Annotated in this window: 23 protein-coding genes; 20 read left to right on the top strand and 3 right to left on the bottom strand. The window is 66.2% G+C overall.

Annotated elements, in window-relative coordinates; genetic code table 11:
• Positions 1-361: 361 nt before the first annotated feature.
• A complete protein-coding gene (locus ACYYG1_RS09270) occupies positions 362-1438 on the bottom strand; it encodes a TOBE domain-containing protein (RefSeq protein WP_461210021.1) in 1077 nt (358 codons plus the stop codon).
• Between the two features lie 151 nt (positions 1439-1589).
• On the opposite strand from ACYYG1_RS09270, the gene ACYYG1_RS09265 reads away from it, so the two are divergent.
• From ACYYG1_RS09265 to ACYYG1_RS09170, 20 genes are all read left to right on the top strand, one after another.
• Positions 1590-2474 (top strand): sulfite exporter TauE/SafE family protein, encoded by an 885-nt coding sequence (locus ACYYG1_RS09265; RefSeq protein WP_461210020.1) that lies wholly within the window; start codon positions 1590-1592, stop codon positions 2472-2474.
• 618 nt (positions 2475-3092) lie between these two features.
• On the top strand, positions 3093-3419 hold the full coding sequence (locus ACYYG1_RS09260; RefSeq protein WP_461210019.1) for a hypothetical protein: 327 nt from the start codon (positions 3093-3095) through the stop codon (positions 3417-3419).
• Positions 3416-5122: a sensor histidine kinase gene (locus tag ACYYG1_RS09255; RefSeq protein WP_461210018.1), complete on the top strand. Its 1707-nt coding sequence runs from the start codon at positions 3416-3418 to the stop codon at positions 5120-5122. Before ACYYG1_RS09260 ends, ACYYG1_RS09255 begins: the two co-directional genes overlap by 4 nt.
• A gap of 192 nt (positions 5123-5314) precedes the next feature.
• Complete coding sequence (locus ACYYG1_RS09250; protein ID WP_461210017.1) at positions 5315-5662, top strand: response regulator; 348 nt, start codon at positions 5315-5317, stop codon at positions 5660-5662.
• Between the two features lie 44 nt (positions 5663-5706).
• The gene (locus ACYYG1_RS09245; RefSeq protein ID WP_461210016.1) at positions 5707-6606 is read left to right on the top strand and encodes a CBS domain-containing protein; all 900 of its coding nucleotides are present in this window, start codon (positions 5707-5709) and stop codon (positions 6604-6606) included.
• A 50-nt stretch (positions 6607-6656) separates the two neighbouring features.
• Complete coding sequence (locus tag ACYYG1_RS09240; RefSeq protein ID WP_461210015.1) at positions 6657-8507, top strand: SLC13 family permease; 1851 nt, start codon at positions 6657-6659, stop codon at positions 8505-8507.
• A 74-nt stretch (positions 8508-8581) separates the two neighbouring features.
• Entirely contained in the window at positions 8582-8743 is a 162-nt protein-coding gene (locus tag ACYYG1_RS09235; protein ID WP_461210014.1) for a hypothetical protein, read from the top strand.
• Positions 8744-8786: 43 nt separating this feature from the next.
• Positions 8787-9359 (top strand): YIP1 family protein, encoded by a 573-nt coding sequence (locus ACYYG1_RS09230; RefSeq protein WP_461210013.1) that lies wholly within the window; start codon positions 8787-8789, stop codon positions 9357-9359.
• Between the two features lie 521 nt (positions 9360-9880).
• On the top strand, positions 9881-10333 hold the full coding sequence (locus ACYYG1_RS09225; RefSeq protein ID WP_461210023.1) for a cytochrome c3 family protein: 453 nt from the start codon (positions 9881-9883) through the stop codon (positions 10331-10333).
• A gap of 7 nt (positions 10334-10340) precedes the next feature.
• Complete coding sequence (locus tag ACYYG1_RS09220; RefSeq protein WP_461210012.1) at positions 10341-11474, top strand: electron transporter RnfC; 1134 nt, start codon at positions 10341-10343, stop codon at positions 11472-11474.
• Between the two features lie 30 nt (positions 11475-11504).
• The gene (locus ACYYG1_RS09215) at positions 11505-12485 is read left to right on the top strand and encodes an RnfABCDGE type electron transport complex subunit D (protein ID WP_461210011.1); all 981 of its coding nucleotides are present in this window, start codon (positions 11505-11507) and stop codon (positions 12483-12485) included.
• Positions 12478-13062 carry an RnfABCDGE type electron transport complex subunit G gene (rnfG, locus tag ACYYG1_RS09210; RefSeq protein WP_461210010.1) on the top strand — a complete coding sequence of 195 codons (585 nt, stop codon included), beginning with the start codon at positions 12478-12480 and terminating at the stop codon, positions 13060-13062. Before ACYYG1_RS09215 ends, rnfG begins: the two co-directional genes overlap by 8 nt.
• Positions 13059-13727 carry an electron transport complex subunit RsxE gene (rsxE, locus tag ACYYG1_RS09205; RefSeq protein WP_461210009.1) on the top strand — a complete coding sequence of 223 codons (669 nt, stop codon included), beginning with the start codon at positions 13059-13061 and terminating at the stop codon, positions 13725-13727. Before rnfG ends, rsxE begins: the two co-directional genes overlap by 4 nt.
• A 24-nt stretch (positions 13728-13751) precedes the next feature.
• Entirely contained in the window at positions 13752-14327 is a 576-nt protein-coding gene (locus tag ACYYG1_RS09200) for an electron transport complex protein RnfA (protein ID WP_461210008.1), read from the top strand.
• Positions 14328-14377: 50 nt separating this feature from the next.
• Positions 14378-14626 carry a hypothetical protein gene (locus ACYYG1_RS09195; RefSeq protein WP_461210007.1) on the top strand — a complete coding sequence of 83 codons (249 nt, stop codon included), beginning with the start codon at positions 14378-14380 and terminating at the stop codon, positions 14624-14626.
• A 30-nt stretch (positions 14627-14656) separates the two neighbouring features.
• A complete protein-coding gene (locus ACYYG1_RS09190; protein WP_461210006.1) occupies positions 14657-16774 on the top strand; it encodes an FAD-dependent oxidoreductase in 2118 nt (705 codons plus the stop codon).
• Positions 16771-17820 carry an FAD:protein FMN transferase gene (locus ACYYG1_RS09185; protein ID WP_461210005.1) on the top strand — a complete coding sequence of 350 codons (1050 nt, stop codon included), beginning with the start codon at positions 16771-16773 and terminating at the stop codon, positions 17818-17820. The genes ACYYG1_RS09190 and ACYYG1_RS09185 overlap by 4 nt, the downstream gene beginning before the upstream one ends.
• A 165-nt stretch (positions 17821-17985) precedes the next feature.
• Entirely contained in the window at positions 17986-18861 is an 876-nt protein-coding gene (locus ACYYG1_RS09180) for a hypothetical protein (RefSeq protein WP_461210004.1), read from the top strand.
• Positions 18862-19222: 361 nt separating this feature from the next.
• Positions 19223-21073: a translational GTPase TypA gene (typA, locus tag ACYYG1_RS09175; protein WP_461210003.1), complete on the top strand. Its 1851-nt coding sequence runs from the start codon at positions 19223-19225 to the stop codon at positions 21071-21073.
• Positions 21074-21208: 135 nt separating this feature from the next.
• Complete coding sequence (locus ACYYG1_RS09170; protein ID WP_461210002.1) at positions 21209-22093, top strand: EamA family transporter; 885 nt, start codon at positions 21209-21211, stop codon at positions 22091-22093.
• An 80-nt stretch (positions 22094-22173) separates the two neighbouring features.
• Here ACYYG1_RS09170 and ACYYG1_RS09165 read toward each other — a convergent pair whose 3' ends face one another.
• Positions 22174-23316 (bottom strand): iron-containing alcohol dehydrogenase, encoded by a 1143-nt coding sequence (locus tag ACYYG1_RS09165; protein WP_461210001.1) that lies wholly within the window; start codon positions 23314-23316, stop codon positions 22174-22176.
• A 484-nt stretch (positions 23317-23800) separates the two neighbouring features.
• A complete protein-coding gene (gene cfa, locus ACYYG1_RS09160; RefSeq protein ID WP_461210000.1) occupies positions 23801-24913 on the bottom strand; it encodes a cyclopropane fatty acyl phospholipid synthase in 1113 nt (370 codons plus the stop codon).
• Between the last annotated feature and the right edge of the window lie 165 nt (positions 24914-25078).

Raw genomic sequence — 25078 nt, 5'->3', positions numbered from 1 at the left:
CGAGCGAAAGCTCGTCGTCCCGGCGACCACGCTCTGGAGCGGGCTTTTCGCCCAAGGGGCCACGGTCTGCCGGGACGACCGGGGAGAAGGAAAGCCTCCTTCCCCCCGGCCACCTCTGCCATTTCACCGTTATCGTTTGGTCAGGGACAACATACAAGGGGCCTGGGGGGCTCGCCCACCGGCCCCCTTGGCAGCTGGTTCTAAAGCGCAAGCTTCAGAACCAGCTGTTCCCCAAATCATTACTTATGATCTTGCAATTCCGGTCGCGCCCCGGACCGGCAGAGACTCCGCGCGACCGTCAAGCGCAAGTCGCAGAAAGGCATGGCCTACGCGGCCGCAGCGGACAGCGCACTGCCTCGCTCTAATCCGCCCCCAAAATCACCGCAAACGCATTGAACATAACCCACGCCTTGTCGCCTTCGGCCAGATCCAGCGTCTCGCGGCTGCCCTCGGTGATCACGGCGCAGACCTCCAGGCCGTCGTCCAGGCGCACGATGACCTCGGTGGTCAGCCTGCCCCGGATCAGACGCGAGACCGTGCCGCAGAGGCGGTTTACGGCGCTGTTTCTGTCCGTGTCCGTGGCGCTGACGATGATCCAGGGGGCTTTTATCTCCGCCGTGGCGAAGCGGCCCTCGCGGAAATCCAGCCGGGACACGCTTTCGTTGGTGATGATGGCCGTGATCTCGTGGCCGCCCACGGAGGTCAGGCGCACTTCGCTCTGGATGTCCCCGGGGTTGATGCGCGTGATGCGGCCGTAGAAGCTGTTGCGCGCGCTGGTGCGGCGGCTCTCCCGGTCCACGACCCCGCGCAGGGTGCGGTCCATGTCCTTGTCGCTGAAGTCCAGGTAGTCCCCGGCCAGGCTGGGGGTGGACTGGCCCAAGGTACGCTGCACCACGGGCAAGGGCACGTTCTGGCGCAATAGCTCGATGCCCCGGGAGCGGCGGATCACCGTGGGGTTGGCCAAGTCCCTGGCCAGGCCGCATTCCTCGGCCCGTTCGTAGAGCTTGCGGCGCAGGTGCCCGGGCTCCACGGCCAGGGTCCCGTCCGCAGCCAGGGGGGACGGCGTCTCCTCCCGGGCGCGGCGCAGTTCGTCCGCCAGGGACGCGGGCAGGGGCACGCTGCGCCGGGCCGCGTCCTCGCCCAGGGCGACCATGCGTTCGGCCGGGCGGAAATCCTTCGCGAGGTCCAGGGCGCAGGCTTCGCCCAGCCGCGCCCCCGTGTGTCGCAGGACCAGGAACAGCAGCAGTATCCTGCGCCGCGAGGCCCGCACATCGCTGCGCGGGGTCGCGTCGGCCCAGTCGCGCAGGGCGCGCTCCAAGGTGGTCAGCTGGCCGGTGTCCAGGTGCTTCACGTCGCCCGGCACCGTGAAGATGTGCGCCGCGTTGCCCTGGTTCCTGCGCTCCCAAGCCCGGGCCAGTTTTTCCAGCATATCGTCCATGTTTTTTCCTTCGGGAATCCGGTTCTTTCCTCCATCCATACGGTTTTACGGGCTATCTGCCAAGCCGGAACCCCGCGGATATCTGCGCGCGGGGGCTTGCCATTACTGACACGATTATTATAATAATCGTGTCAGTAACAAAGGAGGAGCCATGCTGTTCCCAGTAGCTGGTATCGAAGTCTCTCCGTGGCTGCCGCCCCTGGTGGCCTTCGCCGTGTCCTTCGTGACCTCCATGGGCGGCGTGTCCGGCGCGTTCCTGCTGCTGCCCTTCCAGATGTCCTTTCTGGGCTACACCTCCCCGTCCGTGAGCGCCACGAACCAGGTCTTCAACGTGGTGGCCATCCCCAGCGGGGTCATGCGCTACATGCGCGAAGGCCGCATGGTCTGGCCCCTGACCTGGGCCGTGGTCCTGGGCACCCTGCCGGGCGTGTTCATCGGCGCGCTGGTGCGCGTGGCCTGGCTGCCCGACCCGGGGATGTTCCGGCTGTTCGCGGCCGTGGTCCTGGGCTGGATCGGGGTCAAGATGGTGCGCGACCTCTCGTGCAGGCGGCAGGCGTCCGCCGCTTCCAACGGGGGCGCGGGCAGGGTGCGGGACGCGGCCCTGTCCTGGGCCCGCATCGGCTACGAATACCAGGGCGTGCGCCATGAGTGCTCCACATTTGGCATCGTGGGCCTGTGCTTCGTGGTCGGCGTGGTGGGCGGGGCCTACGGCATCGGCGGCGGGTCCATCGTGGCCCCGTTCTTCGTCACCGTGTTCGGACTGCCCGTGTACACCGTGGCCGGGGCCGCGCTCATGGGCACCTTCGTGACCTCCGTGGCCGGGGTGGGCTTTTATCAGGCCCTGGCTCCTTTCTACCCCAATCTCAGCGTGGCGCCGGACTGGCTCTTGGGCCTGCTCTTCGGCCTGGGCGGCATGGCGGGCATGTACCTGGGCGCGCGCTGCCAGCGCCATGTCCCGGCCCGGGCCATCAAGTGGATGCTGGCGGCCGTGATCCTGGGCACGGCCGTGCGCTACGCCTTCTCGGCCCTGTCCTAGGCCGGCGGGACTTTGCCGCCCCCAAGCCGGCCCACGGAATCGCCTCCACAGGGGGCGGTTCCCGTTTTCAGAACCAGGAGTTTCCCCTGTCGCGCCCGGAGTCCTGCTCCGGGCCTTTTTGTGCGTGGCCGATGCGGCGCGCGGCTCGTGCCCTGCGATGGTGCAGGGGCACGTTCAATAGGCCCCGATGTTGCCGGATATAACCTGTCTTGCACAAAAAATCAGATTAGTATTTCCGATCGAAAAGGAGATGATTGCGCCTTGCGGCTGTTTTCCGGCGTGGTTCATGTCCGGCCAACCGAAAAAAAATATATGGTTATACAGATAGATGATTGCCTAATTGCCGCGACGGCAGTCTGCGGTGGGAAAGGGGGGACAGGAAGAGGGGGGGGGGCCGCGCAAATATGATCGAGCCATTATTGCACGGAAGGTCGAAATTGGTGTTTTTGCGGAAAAATCGTTGCTTAAATAGAGTTAATACGCCGAAGTAAAAGTATTTTTTTTGGCAAGAAATGATCAGCGCGCGTGGTGGCATTCCCCTTGCTTTGTCACCTGCGTGACCACTCGATACGGCCTTTTGGGTAACGTACCGGAATTCAAGGCACTTTGGAAGGATAAATGATCAATCTTCCTGTTTTTATTCAGTATTTTGCTGCAGTCGCCGTCAAGGCCATGGGTTCCGTGGAGGCGGTGAAGTCGACCGTGTGGGTGGCCGACACGAGAGGCATCAAGTCGTTTTTCGTTGGGTATTTGATGGAGTTGTACAACACGAACAGGCTGCTCCTGGCCCTTTGGGTCGTGGTTCTCGTGGGGCTGTGCGCGCTGGCGCTGGGTTCCCTGCTCAGGCTCACCACCCGGGGCAGGGGCGAGGAGCGTTCCCTGTTCAAACTGAAGCCGCCGTCCCCGGACGATGAGGACGAGGACAAGGCTGGGACTGAACCGTGACGAACAAGATACGTTCCCGGATTATCGTTTACTTCGCCTTCATTCCCCTCGTTCCGTTCGCGCTGACCCTGTGTGTGGGGCTCTACTACTTCATCTACACCCTGGAAACCAATTCCATGAAGGACATGCGCCGCATCGCCGTGGACCACAAGCGCATGATCGAATCCTTCCTGGTTGAGCGCCGTTCGGACCTTCAATACGCGCTACGCACCATTCCCATCGATGATCTCATAAGGCCCGGGGGTATGCCCCGGGCCTTGTCGGATTTGCAGGAAAAATCCGCATCCTACGTGGATCTCGGGCTCTTCGACGCCCATGGCCTGCATGTGGCCTACGAGGGGGAATACGAACTGCAGGGCAGGCGCTACGACCAAGAGCCCTGGTTCGAGGCGGTCATGGAGCGCGGGGAGTACGTCAGCGACGTGTTCCTGGGGCACCGGGGGGTGCCGCATTTCACCATTTCCGTTGCCGAGGCCGGCCAGGGCCCGAGGCACGTGCTGCGAGCCACCCTGGACAGCAACCGTTTCGGCGAGTTGGTGCGCAACGTTCGCATCGGCAAGACCGGAGAGTCCTACATCATCAACAGCCAGGGCCTGTTCCAGACCCGCAGGCGCTCCGGCGGCGAACTCATGGAAAAGGACGCCGACACCGCCGTGTACGAGGGCGGGGGCGGGGGCGAAGGCGACAAGGCCCGCTCCTTCGTGGCCAAGGGCGCGGACGGCGAGGATTATCTCTTCGCCACCACCAGCCTGAACAACGGGGCCTGGACCCTGGTGGTGCGCCAGGAAAAGAACGAGGCCTTCGCCTCCCTGTACATGTCGGCCTACATCATCGTGCTCATCTCCGTGGTGGGCGGGGCGGCGGTGCTGGTCCTGGCGGTGCTGCTCTCCGGGCGCATCGACCACACCCTGCAGAGCGCGCACAGCGACAAGGAGCGCCTGGGCCAGCAGCTGGTGCGCGCCACGCGCCTGGCCGAGATCGGCCAGATGGCCACGGGCATCGCCCACGAGATCAACAACCCGCTTCAGGTCATGAAGAGCGACCTGGCGCTCATAGATTTCAACGTCGCGGCCATGAACGAGGCCGGGACCCTCAAGCCCTGCACGGAGTCCGACGAGCTTAAGGAGAGCATCGCCCAGATCAAGAAGCAGATCGAGCGCTGCGCCAAGATCACCCGGGCCATCCTGGATTTTGGGCGCTTCAAGGAGCCCGCCAAGAGCGACGTGGACTTGCGTGATTTCATCACCGACGTGGTCTCCATGGTGCGCCGCAAGGCCGAGGTCAACGGCATCAAGGTGGAGGAGGTCGTGGCCGGGGATTCGCCCTTCATCCGCGTGGACGCCTCGCAGCTCCAGCAGGTGCTTCTCAATCTTCTGAACAACGCAGTGGACGCCATCGTGGAGCGCCACGGCAGCAGCGGCGGCGAGCTCTCGGTGCTCGTGGAGCGCAACGTGGGCCACGGGGTGCGCCTGGTGGTGCGGGACAACGGCCCGGGCATGGACAAGGACCGCATGCACATGATCTTCACGCCGTTCTTCACCACCAAGCCGGTGGGCAAGGGCACGGGCCTGGGGCTGTTCGTCTGCCAAGGCATCGTGGAGGGCATGGGCGGCACCCTGGAGGTGGAAAGCGCCAAGGGCGAGGGCACGGCCTTCATCGTGACCCTGCCCCCGGCAAAGGTCGTGGAAAAGGCCTCTGCGTGATGCCGTGGGTAAGGAGCAATTGTGAAAAAAATGTCCTACGGCGATGTGCTCAATGAAGTGGCTAATGCCCCGTCTGGGAAAGATTCAGGCCTTTCCCGCAAGGCGCAAGTCCGGGTTGCGTGATTGGCGTGGCATGCTTGTTGCCTTGTTCATAAAAGCACATGCGATCCGTGCAGGCGAGGCAGGTCGACGATGAAGAGAATTTTGCTGGTGGATGATGAAGAGCGGTTTCTCTCCGCCACGGCGAAGTTTTTGGGTATGAGCGGCTTCGATGTTCAAACCGCAGACAACGGAGCCGACGCCCTGTCCAAATGTAGCCGGGACGCCTTTGAAGTGGTCGTCCTGGACATCAAGATGCCGGGCGTGAACGGCCTGGAGGTCCTGAGGGAGTTGCGCAGGGACCACCCGGAAATACGCGTCCTGGTCCTTTCCGGCGACGCGGATCGCGAAACCATATACGAGTGCATGCGTTTGGGAGCGGGAGAATTCATATCCAAGCCCATCGACCTCGATGAGCTGATGCAGAAACTGAGAGCCTGAACCCAAGCCCCGCCAGGCGGGGTAGAATGGAAAGGAGGATGTGAATGACCAAAAGAATACGTGTCCTTATGGTCGACGACGAAGAGCGGTTCCGTACCATAACCGCGAAAATCCTGGGCCAGAAAGGCTATGACACCATCATGGCCGCCAGCGGCGAGGAATGCCTGGGCAAGCTGTCCGAGGACCCCGACGTGGTCATCCTGGACGTGCGCATGGGCGGCATGGACGGCCATGAGACCCTCAAACTGGTCAAGGAGCAGAAACCGGACCTGCCGGTGATCATGCTCACGGGCCACGGCGGCGCCGAGAGCGCCAAGGACGCCATCCAGAGTGGCGTCTTCGACTACCTGGCCAAGCCCTGCGACATCGAGCTCTTGGCCGCCAAGATCGACGACGCCTACGCGGCCACACACATGGACGCCCGCTCCGAAAAGGGCGCCGGCGAGGTTATGATCCCCCTGGAGTCTTATACCCAGGTCAGCGAGAACGAAACCTTCGCCGACTGCATCCGCAAGCTCAAGGTGTCCTTCGAGAAGATGGTCTCCTCGGGCCGCCTCATGGAGACGGGCCACCGCTCCGTGCTGGTGACGGACGCCGACGGCCGGGTCGTGGGTCTTCTGGCCATCAAGGACGTGCTGCAGGCTCTGCGGCCCGCCTACCTGACCCATCCCAAGCCGTCCACGGCCGACTCCCTGCAGTGGTCCCCCCTGTTCTGGAGCGGGATGTTCACGTCCCAGGTCAAGGCCCTGGCGGACAGGAAGGTCTCGGCGATCATGTCCGAGCGGCCGCCTTCGGTGGACTTCGCTGACAACCTCATGTCCGTGGTGCAGGCCATGTTCGAGTTCGACGCCAGACGGGTCATCGTCATGAAGGACGGCAAGGCCGTGGGCGTGGTGCGCGAACAGGAGCTGTTCTACGAATTTTCCCGGATCATCGGGCGGTGACCCGCCGCTTCCGGTCTCGGAATCGACATATACCCAAGATGAGGTGAAATATGGCCGAAACGAAGAAGAAAGCGACGGGTTACGACAAGTATGTGGACTGGAAGCTGTTCATAATTCCGGTCGTGCTCCTGGTCGCCGTCATGCTTATGCCCACGCCCTACACCATGAAGGACGTGGGAACCGAGTTCAAGGTTGGCCCCAAAAAGGTCATCGGGCACATCTGCCAAGAGCTGTTCCAGGTCAAGTCGTCCGACGCCACCCAGTGGCAGCTGGCCGCCGCCCAGATCATGGAGCAGAACATGCGCATGGGCGCGCTGTCCAAGAAGCGCTTCCTCAAGCGTGACGAAAAGTGGTGCAAGAAATACAAGATCCCCGTGGACGGCGCCAACTTCAAGCGTGCCTACGAGTACGTGAAGGAGAACGTGTCCGACGAGGTGTACCTGGCCCTGATGCAATCCAGCTACAAGCTGCGCACCCAGGACCTGAAGTACGAGGAGCTCACGGGCAAGGACAAGAAGAACGCGGACAAGGGAGCCTGGCACATCAAGGTCGCAGTGGCCATGATGTGCTTCGTCGTGCTCTGCTTCCTCACTGAGTGCATCCCCCTGCCGGGCGTGGCCTTCTGCATCGGTCTGATCCTGGTCTTCACCGGGGTCGTGACCCGCAAGACCGTGGCCGGGCTCTACTGGGACGACGCCTGTTGGTTTATCATGGGCTCGCTGATGTTCGCGGCGGCCTTCGTCAAGACCGGCGTGGACAAGCGCTGCTGCCTGATGATGTTCAAGAAGCTCGCCGTGCCCAACGTGCGTTGGATCACGCTGATCTTCTTCCTGATCATCACCCCGCTGGCCGCGTTCATCTCCGACCACGCCCTGGCCGCCATGTTCCTGCCCATCGGCATGCTGCTCTACCAGAACAGCCTCACCGAGGAGGTCCCCGAGGACAAGGAACTGGCCAAGATGCTGATGATCGCCATCGCCATGGCCTGTAACATCGGCGGCCCCGGCGCCCCCTCGGGCGGCGCGCGCAACGTTATCATGATGACCTACCTGAACGACATGTTCGGGTTCGACATCGGCTACTTCCAGTGGTGCACCTACTGCATGCCCTTCATCTTCGTGATGATCCCCATCACCTGGTTCGCCATCCAGATGCGCTTCAAGCCCCGGATCACGGACCTGAAGCCGGCCATGACCTATCTGGAGCAAGAGATCGGCAAGATGGGCAAGTGGAACAGCAAGCAGATCTGGGCCCTGGTCATCTTCCTGGTCATGGTCTACGGCTGGTTCACCGAGAAGATCTTCTACAACATGGGCATCTACCCCGTGCGTCTGGGCATCGGCGTCATCGCCGTGGCCGGCGCGGTGGCCTACATCCTGGCCGGCGTCGTGAACTGGCGCGACTACCAGGAGCGTGTGGACTGGGGCGTGGTCTGGCTGTACGCCGGCGCCATCATCTTCGGCCGCACTCTGGATTCCACGGGCGCCGCCTACTGGATGGCCCGTTCGGTCATCGACTTCATGGCTCCCTTCGGCATGGACCAGGGCCTGCCGCTGATGCTGACCTCCAACGGCCTGACCGCCATCCTGACCAACCTGATGGCGGACGGTCCGGCGGCCGCGGCGGTGGGACCGATCACCCTGAACATGGCCGGTCTGGTGCACCCCGGCACCACGTACCTGCCGTTCATGGCCATGAGCACGGCCATCGCGTCGTCCTTCGCCTACTGCCTGATCATCGGCACCCCGCCCAACGCCATCGTCTACGCCTCCGGCTACCTGGAGCCCAAGGACTACCTGCGCGTGGGCATCCCGCTGTGGTTCATCGCCAACATCGTGTTGATCGGCCTCACGGCGGTGTACTGGGGCATGAGGGGGTTCGGCGACTTGCCGGCATTCTGACCCCGCTGACCTGAACCCTTCCGGCGCGGCGGCGTACGCCGCCGCGCCGGAGGATACTTCCCAAGGAGACGGACATGGCCAATTTTTTCGCCATTCCCGAAGAGGAGCGCGGCAAGAAGATGATCCACCACAAGGGCGGGGTCACGTATTTCACCAAGCGCGCGGAGCGGCTGGTCTTCTTTTTCCTGACCCTGGGCATGCTGGCCTGGGGGCTGGTGGACAAGTTCTTCGAATAGGGTGCTGGCCCCGCGGCGGATGCCGCGGGCGACGGAGGCCGACATGGCGCAGGCGCTGGAACACACGGACAAGGCCCAGGAAGAGGGCGGGGCGCGGACCCGCTTCAGCGTGGGGCTGTATTTCAAGACCCTGCAGGAGGTGGTCGTCTCTCCGGGCAGGTTCTTCGGCTCAATGCCCGAGGACCCGGGCGTGGAGCAGAACGCCTTCAGGTTCCTGGTCATCTCCGGGATGTTCTATGCCACCATCTACCTGACCTATTTTTTCGAGCGGTCCTTCCAGATGGCTGCCATCCTGGTGATCAACGCCATCGGCATGCCGTTTCTGCTGGCCGGGTTGGGCTTCGTGGTCTTGGCCATGACCTCGTCCCGGGGGCTGCCCTTCAGGAAGATATTCGCCGTCTACGCCTACGCCACGGGCACGGTGATGATCGTGGCCTGGATACCGGCCCTGAACACCATCACGGAAATATGGAAGTTCGGGCTGGTGGCCTACGGCCTGGTCAAGGGCTGCGGCCTGTCCTGGCCGCGTTCGGTGGTCGTGGTGCTGCTCAGCGTGGCGCTGCTTCTGCTGCTGCTCTGGTCCGCGATTCCCGTGCTGGGCGGCCTCGCCTCATAGGGATCAGCCCCGCCCGCGTCCCTCCGGGGGAGGGCGGCGGGCCGGGAGCGACGATGTTTCGGGCTGCCCAAGGGCGGCTCCGTTGGTCCAACGCGCAATTTGGGAACGGGTGGTTCTGCGTGATGGTGCTTCTGGCTTGCGCGGTGTCTTGTTTTTCGGATTACTCGCCCAGAGCCTTTCTTTATAACACCTTACAATAAATAGATAAGCTATTTTTCACAAGCTTTGCGTGTGGCGCGATTTGCGTCCTAAAAGCCAGACGCGGGCGCGGGCGCGCCGGTTCAGCCGGGCTGGGACGCGCTTCAGGGCCGAGTTTTGGTTGTTTGGGAAAAAATAGTGGATACGAAAAAATATCACTAATAATACATGAAATGAGCGCAATGAAGAAGGATACTGACAGAATCGCGAGAAAACTTGACCCCGCAGGCAAGTGGTGGCACAAACCCTGCTTGTCTTGTTTGTATGCACAAACAGTTTCCGTCAAGGAGTGACCATTGCAGAAAAGATATGTCCCCATCGCCGTGACCGTCGCTGTTCTGCTCGCGGTGGCCCTCTTCGGGTACGCCGCGCCTCCCGCGTTGCCGGATGTGCCCCCCAGGGTGATCTTCGACAATAGCGGCGGACGGGTTTTCTTCAATCATGCCGGCCATGCGGAAGATTATGGCTACGCATGTGAAGATTGTCACCACGATGGCGTGGAAAACGCCCGGCCGCAGCCCTGCGGACACTGTCACCCCAAGGAATTCGGCAAGTCCTTTGCCCGGTCCCACCAGAACTGGTTCCCCAGCAAGGAATACTGCGGCCGCTGCCACGATTCCGAGCCCAAGCCCGGAATGGCCGAGGGCGAGCGCCCGGACAAGGACATGATTCCCTTGCAGGCCGACGCCCTGCACGCCCAGTGCATGGGCTGCCACGAGTCCGTGGACGCGGGCCCGTTCGGGGACGATAGCTGCAACACCTGCCACGCCAAGTAGGACGCCCATGACACGCATCGACTTCAATCTGACGAGGGACCCAGCCGGTCCCATCCGGGAGTTGCCCGTTCCTAAGGAATTGACCATCCCGGTGCGCGGGATGACCCTCAAGACGGCCCGCGGCAAGACCCTGGCGCGCGGCGACAAGGTCGCCCAGCCGCCCGACGCACTGACCGGCGACATGCACGCCTCCCTGGCGGGCAAGGTCTCCAAGATCAGCTTCGCGTACGTGACCATCGCGCCCGAGGGCGAGGCGGCCGTGGAGCCCGTGGACCTCACGGCCTGCGAGGACGACAAGGCCCTGCGCCGCGAACTGCGCCAGCTGGGCGTGGACATGACGGGCTTCGAGGTCGCCGAGATTCTGATCATCAACGGCCTGAACCTGGAGCCCGAGGTCACCGTGTCCGAGGCGCTCCTGGCCAACGAGCGCGGCGTGCTGGAGCAGGGCCTGGCCTGGGCCCGCAAGCTCGTCGCCCCGGCCCGCTGCGTGCTGGTCTCCACCGGCGGCGTGCAGGGCGGGGCCCTGGGCGAGTGTGAACAAGTCGTGATGAACCCCAAATATCCCAACAGCCTGAACCCGCTGGTGGTCAAGGCCGTCACGGGCCGCGAGACTCCGCCCAACGTGGCGGTCATCGACGTGCCCACCCTCTGGGACCTGGGCATGACCGCCTCCACGGGCCTGCCCCTGACCGAGACCGTGGCGACCATAAACGGCGAGGTCTACCGCCTGCCCATCGGCGCGCCTCTGGGTTGGGTGCTGGAGCAGGTGGGCCTGGCCGCCGGGGACGGCGACATGGTGCGCCTGGGCGGCCCCATGCGCGGGCTGGCGGCCTTCAGCCTGGACCAGGGCATGCCCAAGGGGCTGCGCGCTCTGGGCGTTGTGCCCGCCTCCCAGGTGGCGGCCGCGCCCGTGGAGAACGTGCCCTGCATCAACTGCGGGGAATGCGTGCTGCGCTGTCCGGCCCGGCTGATGCCCAACCTCATCACCCGCTATGTGGAATACGACCGCTTCGAGGACGCCAAGGCGCAGGGCCTCGGGCTGTGCATGGAATGCGGCCTGTGCACCTACTACTGCTCGGCGCGCCGGCCCCTGTTGCACCTGATTCGTTTCGCCAGGCAGGAACTCCGGGCGAAGCACTAGCCTGAACCGTGAAGACCAGAGGATGAGAATATGACACCACCGATTATCAAGCCGCTTGCCGAGCACGCGGGCGGGCTGGTCGTCTGTCCGGCCCCGCATCTGCGCGTGGGCCTCGGCGTGCGGGGCCTCATGCTGCACAGCCTGGCCGCGCTGGTCCCAGCCGTGGTCATGGCCGTGGTGGCCTACGGCCTGCCCGCCGCGCGGGTCATGGCCCTGACCGCGGCCTCCGCCGTGGTCTTCGAGGCCGCCTGCCAGAAGTACATGGGCCGCGACGTGGACGCGGACAACTTCAGCGCCCTGTACGCCGGGCTGCTGCTGTCCTTCCTGCTGCCCGCGTCGGCCCCCTGGTGGCTGGCCGTCCTGGGCGGCGCGCTGACCGCCGTCATCGGCCGTGCCGTGTTCGGCGGCCTCGGCTCCACGCCGCTGTGCGCGCCCCTGGTGGCCTGGGCCATGTGCCGCATTTCCTGGCCCGCGCTCATGGACGTGGACCTGTCCATGGCCAGCGTGGCCCTGAACGAGCCCCTGGCGCAACTCAAGTATTTCGGTGTCGACTCCCTGTCCCAGTTCGAGATCAGGGACCTGTTCCTGGGCAAGGCCCTGGGCGCCCTGGGCGCGTCCCAGGTGGCCGCGCTCCTGGCGGGCGGGATTTTCCTCGTGGCGCGCCGCGTGATCCGGTTCTACGTGCCCCTGGCGTTTTTGGCCGGGGTCTACGTGTCGGCCCTGTGCTTCAGCGTGGCCTATCCCGAGACTTCGGCCTCGCCCCTGTTCCACCTGCTCACGGGCAGCGTGGTCTTCGGGGCCTTCTTCCTGGCCACGGACACGGCCTCCAGCCCCGTGGGTCGGGCGCCCATGCTGATCTACGGCTTCCTGGCCGGGGTCCTGGTCATGGTCATCCGCACCTGGGGCGTCTACGTGGACGGCGTGCCCTTCGCCATCCTTCTGGCCAACCTGACCTCGCCGCTTCTGGACCGCGTGCGGCCCAAGCCCTTCGGAGGGAAAGCCTATGCGTGAGATCATCCATATGATTGTCGCCCTGACGCTGATTTGCGGAGTTTCCGGCTTCGGCCTGGCCACGCTCAAGTCGGCCACCAGGGACCGCATCGAGGGCCAGGTCCTGACCTACGTGCAGGGCCCCGCGCTGCTCGGCATGATCGGCGAGCACGACAACGACCCCATCGCCCAGCGCGTGAAGGTGGACAACGCCGGCTCCCCGCTCACCGTGTTTCCCGTCCAGAAGGGCGGCAAGCTCACGGGCGTGGCCATGGAGACCTTCGCCCCCGGCTATTCCGGGGACATCGGCGTGATGGTCGGCTTCGACCTTGAGAGCGACGAGCTCCTGGGCATCGGCATCACCACCCAGACCGAGACCCCGGGCCTGGGCACCCGCGTCACCGAGCCGGGCTTCACCGCCCAGTTCGTGGGCCACGCCCCGGCCAACCTGGATCTCGGCGGCGACATCAACGGCGTGTCCGGCGCCACCTTCTCGTCCACGGGAACCGTGAACGCGGTGAAGAAGGCCGTGGATACCTACAAGACCCTCAAGCCCGCCATCCTCGAGGCCTTGAAGGGCGAAAGGAGCGCGTCGTGAGCGTATTCAAGGAATTCACCAAGGGCCTGTGGACCGAGCTGCCCCCGTTCCGCGTGGTGCTCGGCCTGTGCCCGACCCTGGCCGTGACCTCCACCGCGGAAAACGGCCTGGGCATGGGCCTGGCCGTGATCTTCGTGCTGGTCTTGTCCAACGCCATCATCGCGGCCCTGCGCAAGGCCATCCCCACCAAGGTGCGCATCGCCTGCTTCATCGTCATCGCCGCCTCCCTGGTGGTCACGGTGGAGCTGCTCATGCAGGCCTACACGTATCCGCTGTACCAGCAGCTGGGCATCTTCGTGCCGCTCATCGTGGTCAACTGCCTGATCCTGGGACGGGCCGAGGCCTTCGCCTCCAAGAACCCGGTGTTCGCCTCCATCCTGGACGGCCTGGGCATGGGCCTGGGCTTCACCATGTCCCTGACCTTCCTGGGCGCGGTGCGCGAGATCCTGGGCAACGGCACCATCTTCGGCCACGCGTTGATGTGGGACGGCTACGAGCCCTTCGCGCTCTTGGTCAAGGCCCCCGGGGCCTTCATCTGCCTGGGGCTGATCCTGGCGGGCATGAACTCCTTCAACGTCTGGAGCGCGCGGCGCAACCAGCTGCCGCCGCCCAAGCCCATCTCCGGCTGCGGCGACTGCACTTCCTGCAACGGCTGCCCCCGCTAGGGCGGTATTTGAACGGAGAACAGCATGGACACCTTTCTGCTCATCATATCCGCCATCTTCATCAACAACATCGTGTTGGTGCAGTATCTCGGGGCCTGCCCGTTCATGGGCACCTCCAAGAGCATCGACGTGGCCCTGGGCATGGGCGGCGCGGTGATCTTCGTCCTGGTCATGGCCACGGCCATCACCTGGCCGGTGCAGATCTACGGGCTGAACCCCTACGGCCTGGAATACCTGCAGACCATCGTCTTCATCCTGATCATCGCCTCCCTGGTGCAGTTCGTGGAGATGTTCCTGCGCAAGGTCATCCCGCCCCTGTACAAGTCCCTGGGCCTGTTCCTGCCGCTCATCACCACCAACTGCGCGGTGCTGGGCGTGGCCATCATGGTCCAACGCAACGAATACGGATTCTGGACCTCGGTGATTTTCGCCGCAGCCACCGGCGTGGGCTTCACCGTGGCCCTGGTCCTGTTGTCGTCCATCCGCGAGCGGCTGGACATTTCCCCCGTCCCCCGTGCCTTTCAGGGCGTGCCCATCGCCCTGGTCATGGCCGGTGTCATGTCCCTGGCGTTCTTCGCCTTCCAGGGCATGGCCGCGTAGCGCGGCGACGCCAACCTCAACCGCAAAATCGACTGTTCGAGAGGATTGATATGAGCCTTTGGATTCTGATTGCCTTGCTGGCCGTGCCCATGGCGGCCGGATCCCTGTTGCACGCCGCGGCCTTCATGCTGGTCGTGGCCGCCGTGGTCAACATCTTCAGCGCCCTTCGCCGGGGCATCGCGCCGGGCTTCCCGGGCAAGCCCCTGCGCCGCCACGCCAAGCTGGCCCTGCCCGCCCTGGCCGTGCTGGCGGCGGACGGCGTGCTCTACATGCTGACCACCGGGGTCGTGCCCGTCTAGGTTCAGTCACTCAAACGGCAAGGATGGGACATGATTAGCACTTCCATTTTCCTGCTTTCCGGACTCGGACTCACCGCCGCCTCTATCCTGGCGGCGGCGTCCAAGGTCCTGCATGTGGAGGAAGACCCCCGCATCGCCGAAGTGGAGGCCTGCCTCCCCGGAGCGAACTGCGGCGGGTGCGGCTATCCCGGCTGTTCGGCCGCGGCGGCCGCAGTGGTCCGGGGCGAGGCCCCGCCCGAGTTGTGCGTGGCCGGCGGCATGGACATCGCCAAGGCCGTGGCCTCGGTCATGGGCATGAGCGTGTCCTTCAAGGAGCCCAGGGTGGCCTCCCTGATCTGCACGGGCGGAGACCGCGCCAACCGGCTGTACCGCTACAGCGGGGCGGCGGACTGCCGCGCCGAGGCCATGCTCTACGGCGGGGACAAGTCCTGCGGCCTGGGCTGCCTGGGCCTGGGGTCCTGCGTCAAGGCCTGCTCCTTCGGGGCCATCGAGCTCTCCGAGGAAGGCCTGCCCGTGGTCAACCCGGCCCTGTGCCGGGCCTGCGGCAAGTGCGCTGAGGTCTGCCCCACGGGCGCCATCCGGTTGCACGGCCTGTCCATGGATCTGTTGCACCTGAACAAGCTCTACGACTGCCTGGCCCCGTGCATGCAGAAATGCCCGGCCCAGGTGGACGTGCGCTCCATGGTTCAGCTTATCAAGGCCGGGCGCATGGGAGAAGCTCTTCTGTCCCTCAAGGATCGCCTGCCCCTGCCCGCGGTGGTGGGGCGCGTCTGCCCGCACGGCTGCGAGACCATCTGCCGCCGCCAGATCGTGGACGAAGGCGTGGCCATCAACTCCCTGGAACGCTACGTGGCGGACTGGGAGATGGCCTCGGGCGGCCGCGTGCCCCTGTCCCAGAACCCGGCCACGGGCCACAAGGCCGCCATCGTGGGCGGCGGCCCGGCCGGTTTGTCCTGCGCCTACTACCTGGCGCGCCTGGGCCACGAGGTTCACATCTTCGACTCCAAGGACGTGCTCGGCGGCCTGGTGCGCCACGCCATCCCCGAATACCGCGTCCCGCACCGGGTCATCGATTGGGAAGTGCAGGGCATCCTGGAGCTGGGCGTCGAGGCCCACACGGGCATGACGCTGGGCAAGGACTTCACCGTGGATTCCCTGAAGGCCGACGGCTTCGAGGCCGTGTTCCTGGCCACGGGCGCGTGGAAGCCCGAGCCCCTGGACGCGCCCGGCGCCGACGTCGAGGGCGTGCTCTCGGGCGTGGAGTTCCTCACCGCCGTGGGGCGAAAGGCCATCACCGACCTTTCGGGCAAGCGCCTGGTGGTTGTGGGCGGCACCAACACGGCCATGGACGTGGCGCGTAGCGCCGCGCGCCTGAACGCCCAGCAGGTCACCGTCCTGACCAGGAACATCATGCGCAAGATGTCCGCCAACAAGCTGGAGATCGAGCGCGCCCAGGAACTGGACACGGACATCAAGTTCCAGACCATGCTCAAGTCCGTCCACGGCGACGCGGGGCAGGGCCTGAGCGTGGAATACCTGGACTGCCGGTACAAGGACAACGAGAAGGCCTCCGGGCCCATCAGCGCCCTGGAAGGCACGGAGGCCTGGGTGGACTGCGACATGGTGGTCAACTGCGTGCACCGCGTGCCCGATCTCGAACCCTTCAAGACCGCCGACGGCGAGATGCCCTTCGCCGTGACCAAGGACGGCGTCCTGGACGCGGACAAGGTCACCCTGGAGACGTCGGTGCCCGGCGTGTTCGTGGGCGGCGAGCTGCATCGCGGCCGCAACGTGGTGGTCCAGGCCCTGGCCGACGGCCGCGTGGCCGCCCGCTACATGCACATGCTGTTTACCGAGGGCGCCATCGAGAAGCCCGTGGACCCGCAGGAGCGCGTGATCCCCGAGAGCATCCTCAAGGGCATGGAGGTTCGCTACACCATCCCGCGCGTGAAGATCCCCACCGTGCCCCTGGAGGAACGCCGCTTCTCCTTCAAGGAGGAGGTCAGCGGGCCCCTCGATTTCGAGGCCGTGAAAAAGGAGGCCAGCCGCTGCCTGCGCTGCGGCCTGACCTGCTACGACGCGGACGCGGGCAGCGCCTATGCCGGGGACGAGGACGTCAGCCCCATCAGCCAGGAGAAGATGCAATGAAGAATCTGTTCAGCCGCCGGGCCTTCCTGGGCGCGGCCGCAACACTGGCCGCTGGGTCGGCCCTGGCTCCGGCCGTGGCGGGGGCCAAGGGCCTTGGCTTCGGCTCCACCCGGCGCGTGGGCGATCTGGCCGAGGCCCAGCGCACGGAATTCCTCATGGGCACGTTCGTCACGGCCACGGCCTGCGACCCCAGCGCCGACAGGGCCCAGGAGGCCCTGGGCGCGGCCTTCGCCGAGATCCGCCGCCTCTGCGCTGTGCTGGACCGCCGCGTGGACGGCACCGACGCCGCCCGCCTGAACCAGGCCGGAAGCCTCAGCCGCGTGCATCCCGAGCTGGCCCTGGTGGCCGCCAAGGCCGTGGACATGCACCGGCTCACCAACGGGGCCTTCGACCCCACGGTGCTGCCCGTGCTGGAGCTTCTGGAGCACAGCGTGGGCGCGGACGGCCGTGTGCATCTGGACCGCGCCGAAGAGGCCCGGGCCCTGCGCCTGGTGGACGGTTCGCTCGTGCGCGTTTCGGGCCGCGACGTCCGCCTGGAGCGCTCGGGCATGCGCCTGACCCTGGACGGCGTGGGCAAGGGCTACGTGGTGGACAAGGCCTGCGAGGCCATGGCCGCCCGGGGCGTGTCCTCGTGCATGGTCAACGCGGGCGGAGACATCCGCTGCATGGGCCCGCGCCTGTGGACCCTGGCCGTGCAGAACCCCGCCGGGGGCAGCGACTACCCCTCGGTCATCGGCCTGCGCGACGCGGCCCTGGCCACCTCGGGCGGATACGAGCGGCCCATCGGCGCGTCGGGCAAATACAACCACGTGGTCAGCCCGTCCTCGGGCCTGTCCCCCACCCAGGTCAGCTCCGTGTCCGTGGCCGCGGCCACGGCCATGCAGGCCGACGCCCTGGCCACGGCGGCCTTCGTGATGCCCGTGCGCAGCGGCCTGGCCCTGGCGGACAGCCTCGCGGAATGCGAATGCCTGATCCTGGGCGCCGACGGCGCGCGCCTGGCCTCGCGGGGCTGGGGAGTCCTGGAGCGGGCGCGCAGGACGGCCTGATTCGATTTGGGCGGCTAGGGGCCGCCGCAGCGTTCTCGAACCCCTTCGAAAACAACACACGCCAGAAGGCCCGCCGTCTCGACGGCGGGCCTTCGTGCGCGCGGGGGCCATGGACAGGCCGCCCCGGGCGGGCGTACCCTGGCCCGCATGCGAGACGAGACGATCATGAACGCCGTGCTTTCCCTGCTCAAGGACCATCTGGCCTCCCCCGCCCCGGCGGGCCCCGAGGCCGAGGCCCTGGCCGAACAGGCCCTGGGCTTCTCCGGGCCCGGGGACTGGCGGGAGGCCCTGGGCGACCCGGACCACCCGGACCGCTCCGCCCTGGCCGAACTGCTGCTGTTCCCGGACCTGGGCCTGCGCCTGGCCCTGGAGCCGGAACTGCCTTCCGCCGGCTGCGGCCCCGGGGACGAGGCCGTCCTGATCCGGGGGCTGGCCGGTGCCGGTGCCCGTTTCCTGCTGCCGGGCGGCGAGCCCCTGGAATTCGTCCTGAGCGGGGAGGACGCGGAACTGTTCGTGCGCCGGCTGCGCCTGGGCCGCGTCGCGCCGCCCGAGGTCCTGGCCGCGCTGGAGCCCCTGGCCCCGGAGGCGGGGACCGGGGCCAGGGCGCGTTTGCGGCGCTCCCGCTTCGCCTGGGAGCCGGGGGCCGCCTTCGTGGTGCGTTCCCTGGCCCTGCGCCTGGGCGGGGAGGAGGACTTCGCGGACCTGCTGGACTGGCTGTGCCTGTTCCTGGAGTCCCTGGAGGGGCAGGGCGCGGTCTCGCCCGCCCTGGCCGCGCGCTACGCCGAATCCGAAACCCGCCTCAAGGACCACCTGGCCTTCATGCAGCGCCTGGAGAAGAGCAATTTCGAGACCATGCTGCTCACGGGCGACCGCGCGCCCCACGCGGACCCCGAGGCCCTGCGCCGCGACATGGCCGCCTCCCAGCGCATCCGCCTGGCCGTGTTCAATGTCCCGGCGGCCCCGCCCGTGGCCCAAAGGGAGTTGGGCGAGGTGGCGGGAGACGAGAGCGGCGTGCGCGACATCATGCGTCTTCTGGGGTAGACTGTTTCCGTTCCCCGGCGGCCGCCCGGCGCGAAAACGTCACGTTGATTCCCATTGCCAACCACGCGATTCCAGTATACCTAGCAGGCCGTTGAAAAATCGCGATCTGCTTCGTTGCTGCGAAAAATTCAAACCCTCACGTACGGAAGTACGCTTCGGCCTTGACAATTTTGCAGGAAAGCAAAATTGGTCGATGCGGCGAAGCGCTTCGCCCGCAGGGGCGCTGGCCAGGACGGCCAGCGAACAATTTTTCTTGCGCCTTGCATCTCACGGTTTTTGAACGGCCTGCAAAAAATGATTTTCTGACAGTCAGCCAGGCATCGCCCCGTCCGGGGCCCCGTTACTACTTAAGGATACTATAATGACCAGGAAGACTGCGGCCAACGACCGCATCCGCAACATTGCCATCATTGCCCACGTCGACCACGGGAAGACCACTCTCACGGACCAGATGTTCAAGCAGAGCGGCGTGTTCCGTGAAAACCAAAACGTGGACGACCGCGTTCTGGACTCCATGGACCTGGAGCGCGAGCGCGGCATCACCATCGCCGCCAAGAACTGTTCCATCGTCTGGAAGGACGTGAAGCTGAATATCATCGACACCCCCGGCCACGCCGACTTCGGCGGCGAGGTCGAGCGCGCCCTGTCCATGGCCGACGGCGCCGTGCTCCTGGTGGACGCCTCCGAGGGCCCGCTGCCCCAGACCCGCTTCGTGCTGGAAAAGGCGCTGGGCGCGGGGCTCGGCCTGTTCGTGGTCATCAACAAGATCGACCGCGCCGACGCCCGCCCCGACGAGGTGCTCTCCGAGGTCTACGACCTGCTCATCGACCTGGGCGCCGACGAGTCCCAGATCGACTGCCCGGTGTTCTACGCCATCGGCCGCCAGGGCGTGGCCAGCCGCAGCCTGGACGAGCCCGGCGAGAACCTGCACGGGTTCATGGACGCCATCGTGGAGAAGATGCCCGCCCCGACCTACGATCCCGAGGCCCCGTTCCAGATGCTGGTCTCGGACCTGGGCTATTCCGACTACCTGGGCCGCCTGGCGGTGGGCCGCGTGGTGGGCGGCACGGTGCACGGCAACGAGCAGCTGGTCTGCATCGGCGAGAGCGGCAAGCCCCGCTCCCTGCGCGTGACCCGGCTGCAGACCTACGAGGGCCTGACCCTGGCGGAGACGCCCACGGCCCAGCCCGGCGACATCATCGTCATCTCGGGCATCGAGGACGTGAAGATCGGCGACACCATCTGCACGGCCGAGGCCCCCGAGGCCCTGCCGCGCATCACCGTGGACGAGCCCACCGTGTCCATGCGCTTCGGCATCAACACCTCGCCCCTGGCCGGGCAGGAGGGCAAGCTCGTGACCTCCTCCAAGATCCGCGACCGCCTGATGCGCGAGGCCCTGTCCAACGTGGCCGTGCGCGTGGAGGAGACCGACGACCGGGACGCCTTCCTGGTCAAGGGCCGGGGCGAGTTCCAGATGGCCATCATCATCGAGACCATGCGCCGCGAGGGCTTCGAGCTCAACGTGGGCCGCCCCGAGGTCATCTTCAAGGCCGACGAGCGCGGCCGCAGGCTGGAGCCCATCGAGCACCTCTACGTGGACTGCGACGAGCCCTTCATGGGCGTGATCACCGAGAAGCTGGCCCTGCGCAAGGGCCGCATGACCAACCTGGTGAACAACGGCACGGGCCGGGTGCGCATGGAGTTCTCCGTGCCCTCGCGCGGGCTCATCGGCTACCGCGACGAGTTCCTCACGGACACCAAGGGCACGGGCATCATGAACTCCTACCTCGAAGGCTACGAGGAATACCGGGGCGACTTCCCCGTGCGCTTCACCGGCTCCATCGTGGCCGACCGCCCGGGCCGGGCCGTGGCCTACGGCATCTTCAACCTGGAGCCGCGCGGCAGGATGTTCGTGACCCCCGGCGATCCCATCTACGAAGGGCTCATCGCGGGCGAGCACAACCGCGAGAACGACATCGACGTGAACCCCTGCAAGGAAAAGAAGCTCACAAACATGCGCGCTTCCGGCAAGGACGAGGCCGTGACCCTGACCAACGTCCTGCCCATGACCCTGGAGCGGGCCCTGCATTTCATCCGCGAGGACGAGCTGGTGGAGGTCACGCCCCAGTCCATCCGCCTGCGCAAGGCCGTGCTCTCGGCCCAGACCAGACATCAGCAGGCGGGCAAGAAGAAGAAGGCGCAAGAGGCATAGCGGAGCGTTCCGCACCGTGCGGGCGCGAGGCGCGGGGAACTGCAAGCCCGGGGGCGTATTCCGATACGCGGGGGGCGCGGTTTCCGCGGCGGCGAAGCGCACGTGCGTTGCGGGGCGGCCCGGCGAGGAAGATTCATGGGACCGCGCGATTTGGCCCTGGCCCTTTTGGTGGCCGTACTCTGGGGGTTCACCTTCGTGGCCATCGCCGTGGGCCTGGGCAGCTTTCCGCCCCTGTTCTTCTCGGCCCTGCGCTTCGTGGGGGTGGTTTTCCCGGCCATCTTCTTCGTGCGCCGGGGCAACGCGCCCTGGCGGCTGATCCTCGGCGTGGGCTTCGTCTTCGGTGTGGTCTATTTCGCGCTGCTGTTCATCGGCATGACCATGGGCATGCCCGCGGGCCTGTCCTCCCTGGTGGTGCAGTCCCAGGCCCTGTTCACCACCATCCTGGCCTCCGTGGTGCTCAAGGACCGGCCCGTGCGCGCCCAGGTCTGGGGCATGGCCGTGGCCTTCGCGGGCCTGGCCCTCATCGGCTGGAACCAGGCCGGGAGCGCCTCCCTGGCCGGGATGGTCCTGGTCCTGGGCTCGGCCTTCACCTGGGCCGTGACCAACATCATGATCAAGCGCGCCGGGAATGTGGACATGTTCCGGCTGATGCTCTGGATGGGGCTGGTGCCCATCGTCCCGCTGCTGGGCCTGTCCTGGGTCTTCGAGAGCGGGCAGGTGCAGGCCCTGGAGTCCATGGGCCTGAAGGAGGTCGGGGCCATCGTCTACCTGGGGCTGGTGGCCACGGTGTTCTGCTTCGGGGTCTGGGGGCGGCTCTTGTCGCGCACCTCGCCCAACGTGGTGGCCCCGTTCTCGCTGCTGGTGCCCGTGTTCGGCATGAGCCTGTGCTGGCTCATCCTGGGGGAGACCATGTCCCTCCTGGAGATTGGCGCGTCCCTGCTGATCATGCTCGGCCTGGGCATGAACGTGCTCGGCCGCGTGCGCGCGGACAGGCGGGCGGCGGCCGTGTGCCGGACCTGAGCGCGTCCGCCTTTCGCCTGAAACGATAAGCCGGGCCCCGCGAAGAGCGGAGCCCGGCTTTGTTCGTTCGGGATTCGGGCCTACAGGGCGGCCGTGAAGATGGCCTTGCAGCGCGCGGCGTCCACGGTCTTGCGTTCGCCCAGCGGCAGCATGCGGTGCTTGTCCAGGAGCTCCACCATGCGGTCCACGCTCTGTGCGTCCACGCCCGCTTCCGAGAGGCGCACGGGCATGCCCAGGCGTTTGTACATGCCCTCCACGGCGTCGATGGCGCGCTCGGCCAGGTCCTCGCCCGGGGCCAGGCCCAGTACGCGCTGGCCCATCTGCTCCAGCTTTTCGCGCTTCTCGTCCACCAACTCGCGCAGCAGGGCGGGCTGGATGGCGGTCAGGGTGCGGGCATGGTCCACGCCGAACAGGGCCGTGACCTCGTGGCCCATGCGATGGGTGGTCCAGTCCTGGGGCACGCCCAGGGCGATCAGGTCGTTGAGGCCCTGGTTGGCCGCGTACATCAGGTTGGCGCGCCAGGTGTCGTCGTCGCGGTCCGCATAGGTCTCGGCCAGGGTCCAGAGGGCCCTGAGCAGCCCCTCGGCGTAGCCGTCCTGGACCATGGCCCCCACGGGGTAGGTCAGGTACTGCTCGCAGACGTGCACGAAGGCGTCGCAGATGCCGTTGGCCACCTGGCGTTCGGGCAGGGACTTGATGACGTCGGGGTCCAGCACGGCGAAGCGCGGCTGCACCAGGGGGGTGTAGAAGGCCAGCTTCTCCTTGCTGGCCTTGCGCGTGACCACGCCCCGAAAGTTGGACTCCGAGCCCGTGGCGGGCAGGGTCATGACCACGCCGAGCGGCAGGGCCGCCTTGGGCCTGTGCTTGCCCGTGGGGATGTCCCAGGGGGCGCCGTCGTACTGCGAGGCCGCGGCCACGAACTTGGTGCCGTCGCTCACGGAGCCGCCGCCCACGCCTACCAGGAACTCCACGCCCTGGTCGCGCACCATGTCGATGGCCCCCTGCAGGGTCTCCACCGAGGGGTTGGGCTCCACGCCGGAGAATTCGGCCCACTGGTGGCCGGACAGGGCGGCGGCCACCTGGTCGTAGACGCCGTTTTTCTTGATGGAGCCGCCGCCGTAGATCACCAGGACCTTCTTGTCCGTGGGGATGGCCTTGGACAGGGCGGCGGTCTGGCCCTGGCCGAACAGGATTTTCGTCGTGTTGTGGTAGCTGAATTTCATGGTTCCCGCTCCTTGTTCGTCGATGGGGCGTCGGTCGAGGACGCCGAGAGGAGAGGCCATCTTCGCCGGGAAGGGGCCGCTTGTCCAGGCCGGCGCGGCGGAATGGAAAAAGTTTCTGTGATTTTCGAATGTTGTTCGAAATTGTGGGCAGGTTCAGGCCGCGCTGCAGGTCCGTGAGGCAGAAATCCAGCGGGGTCTCGAATTCCAGGCCCGCCTCGCGGTCCGATATCCAGGCCAGGCGGCAGGGCACGGCGGCTACGGCCGCGCCGCAGACGGTGAGGCCCGTGTCCCAGGACAGGGGCCGGGAAAAGGACAGCCCGGCCGAAGCCTGGGCGAAAAGGCGCGCCCCGAGCGCGTCCAGGTCCATCAGCCGGGCAGCGGCCCGGACGCCGCCGCAGGTGAGCGAGCAGGTCTGGTTCCGAGGGAGAACCATACCCCGGGGCGTGTTGAGGCCCGGTGACGGCGGCGTGGTTTTTGCGCGACCTCAGCCGACGCGGCAGTGCGGCTGGGGCGTGCCCGGCTTGGTGAAGACCACCTGCCAGAGCTGGATGTCCCGGGCCCGGAAGGCCCCGGCGCAGGACAGCAGATAGTATTCCCACATCCGCCGGAAGGTCTCGGAATAGCGCTGCCTGAGCCCGTCCCAGGCCCGGGTGAAGCGCTCGTGCCAGGCCATGAGGGTCCTGTCGTAGTGCGGCCCGAGGTTGTGCCAGTCCTCCAGGACGAAGAACCTTTCCGCGGCCCGGGTGAGCTGCCGGGCCGAGGGCAGCATGCCCCTGGGGAAGATGTACTTGCAGATCCAGGGGTCGCAGGCGCGGCGGGAGACGTTGCCGCCGATGGTGTGCAGCAGGAACACGCCGCCGTCCTTGAGCAGGCGGTGGCAGGCGCGCATGAAGGACGGGTAGTTCCTGACCCCCACGTGTTCGAACATGCCCACGGATACGATCTTGTCGAATTCGCCCCGCACCTGGCGGTAGTCCTGGCGCAGCACGGTCACGGGCAGCCCGGCGCAGGCGCGGCGGGCGTATTCCGTCTGTTCCCTGGAGATGTTCACGGCCGTGACCTCGCAGCCGCGCTTTTCGGCCGCGTAGCGGGCCAGGCCGCCCCAGCCGCAGCCGATGTCCAGGAGCCGGTCCCCGGGGGCCAGGTCCAGCTTGTCGCAGATCATCTCCAGCTTGCGCTCCTGGGCCCGGTCCAGGTCGTCGCAGCCGTTGAAGTAGGCGCAGCTGTACTGGTTGTTGGCGTCCAGGAAGGACAGGAACAGGTCGTTGCCCAGGTCGTAGTGCTTGCGGGCGACCTTCCTGGAACCCCGCACGGTCTGCGGGTTGAGGAGCAGGGCCGGAATCGCGGACAGCAGCAGCCGGACCCTGCCCGCCTTGCGGTCCAGATGGGCCTTGAGCACGCGGGCGATCATCTCGTCGATCCGCCCGCAATCCCACCAGCCCTCCATGTAGGCCTCGCCCAGGCCCAGGTTGCCCTGCCTGAGCACGCGGGGGAAGAGGCGTTGGTCGTGGACCTGGATGTCCCAGGGGCGTTCGCCGTTGAGGGATACGCCCGCCGGTTCCAGAAGTTTGGATATGACTCGTTCCGATGGTGACATGGCGGCAGCCTCCCGTGCTTGCACGGCAAGGCCTGGCCGAAGGGGGTGTGGTGCGTCGATGTCCCGCGATGGGCGGGATGCGCGATGGTGCCCGAAACCGTGCGCCATCCCTGCCGTGTGCGCGGCCGGGCCCTGGCGGCCCGGTCGCGGCGATAAGGAAATACG

The organism is Desulfocurvus sp. DL1XJH-121, assembly GCF_054819825.1.
Note: the sequence above shows the minus strand (reverse complement) of the source record. Positions and strands in the feature narration are given on the sequence as shown.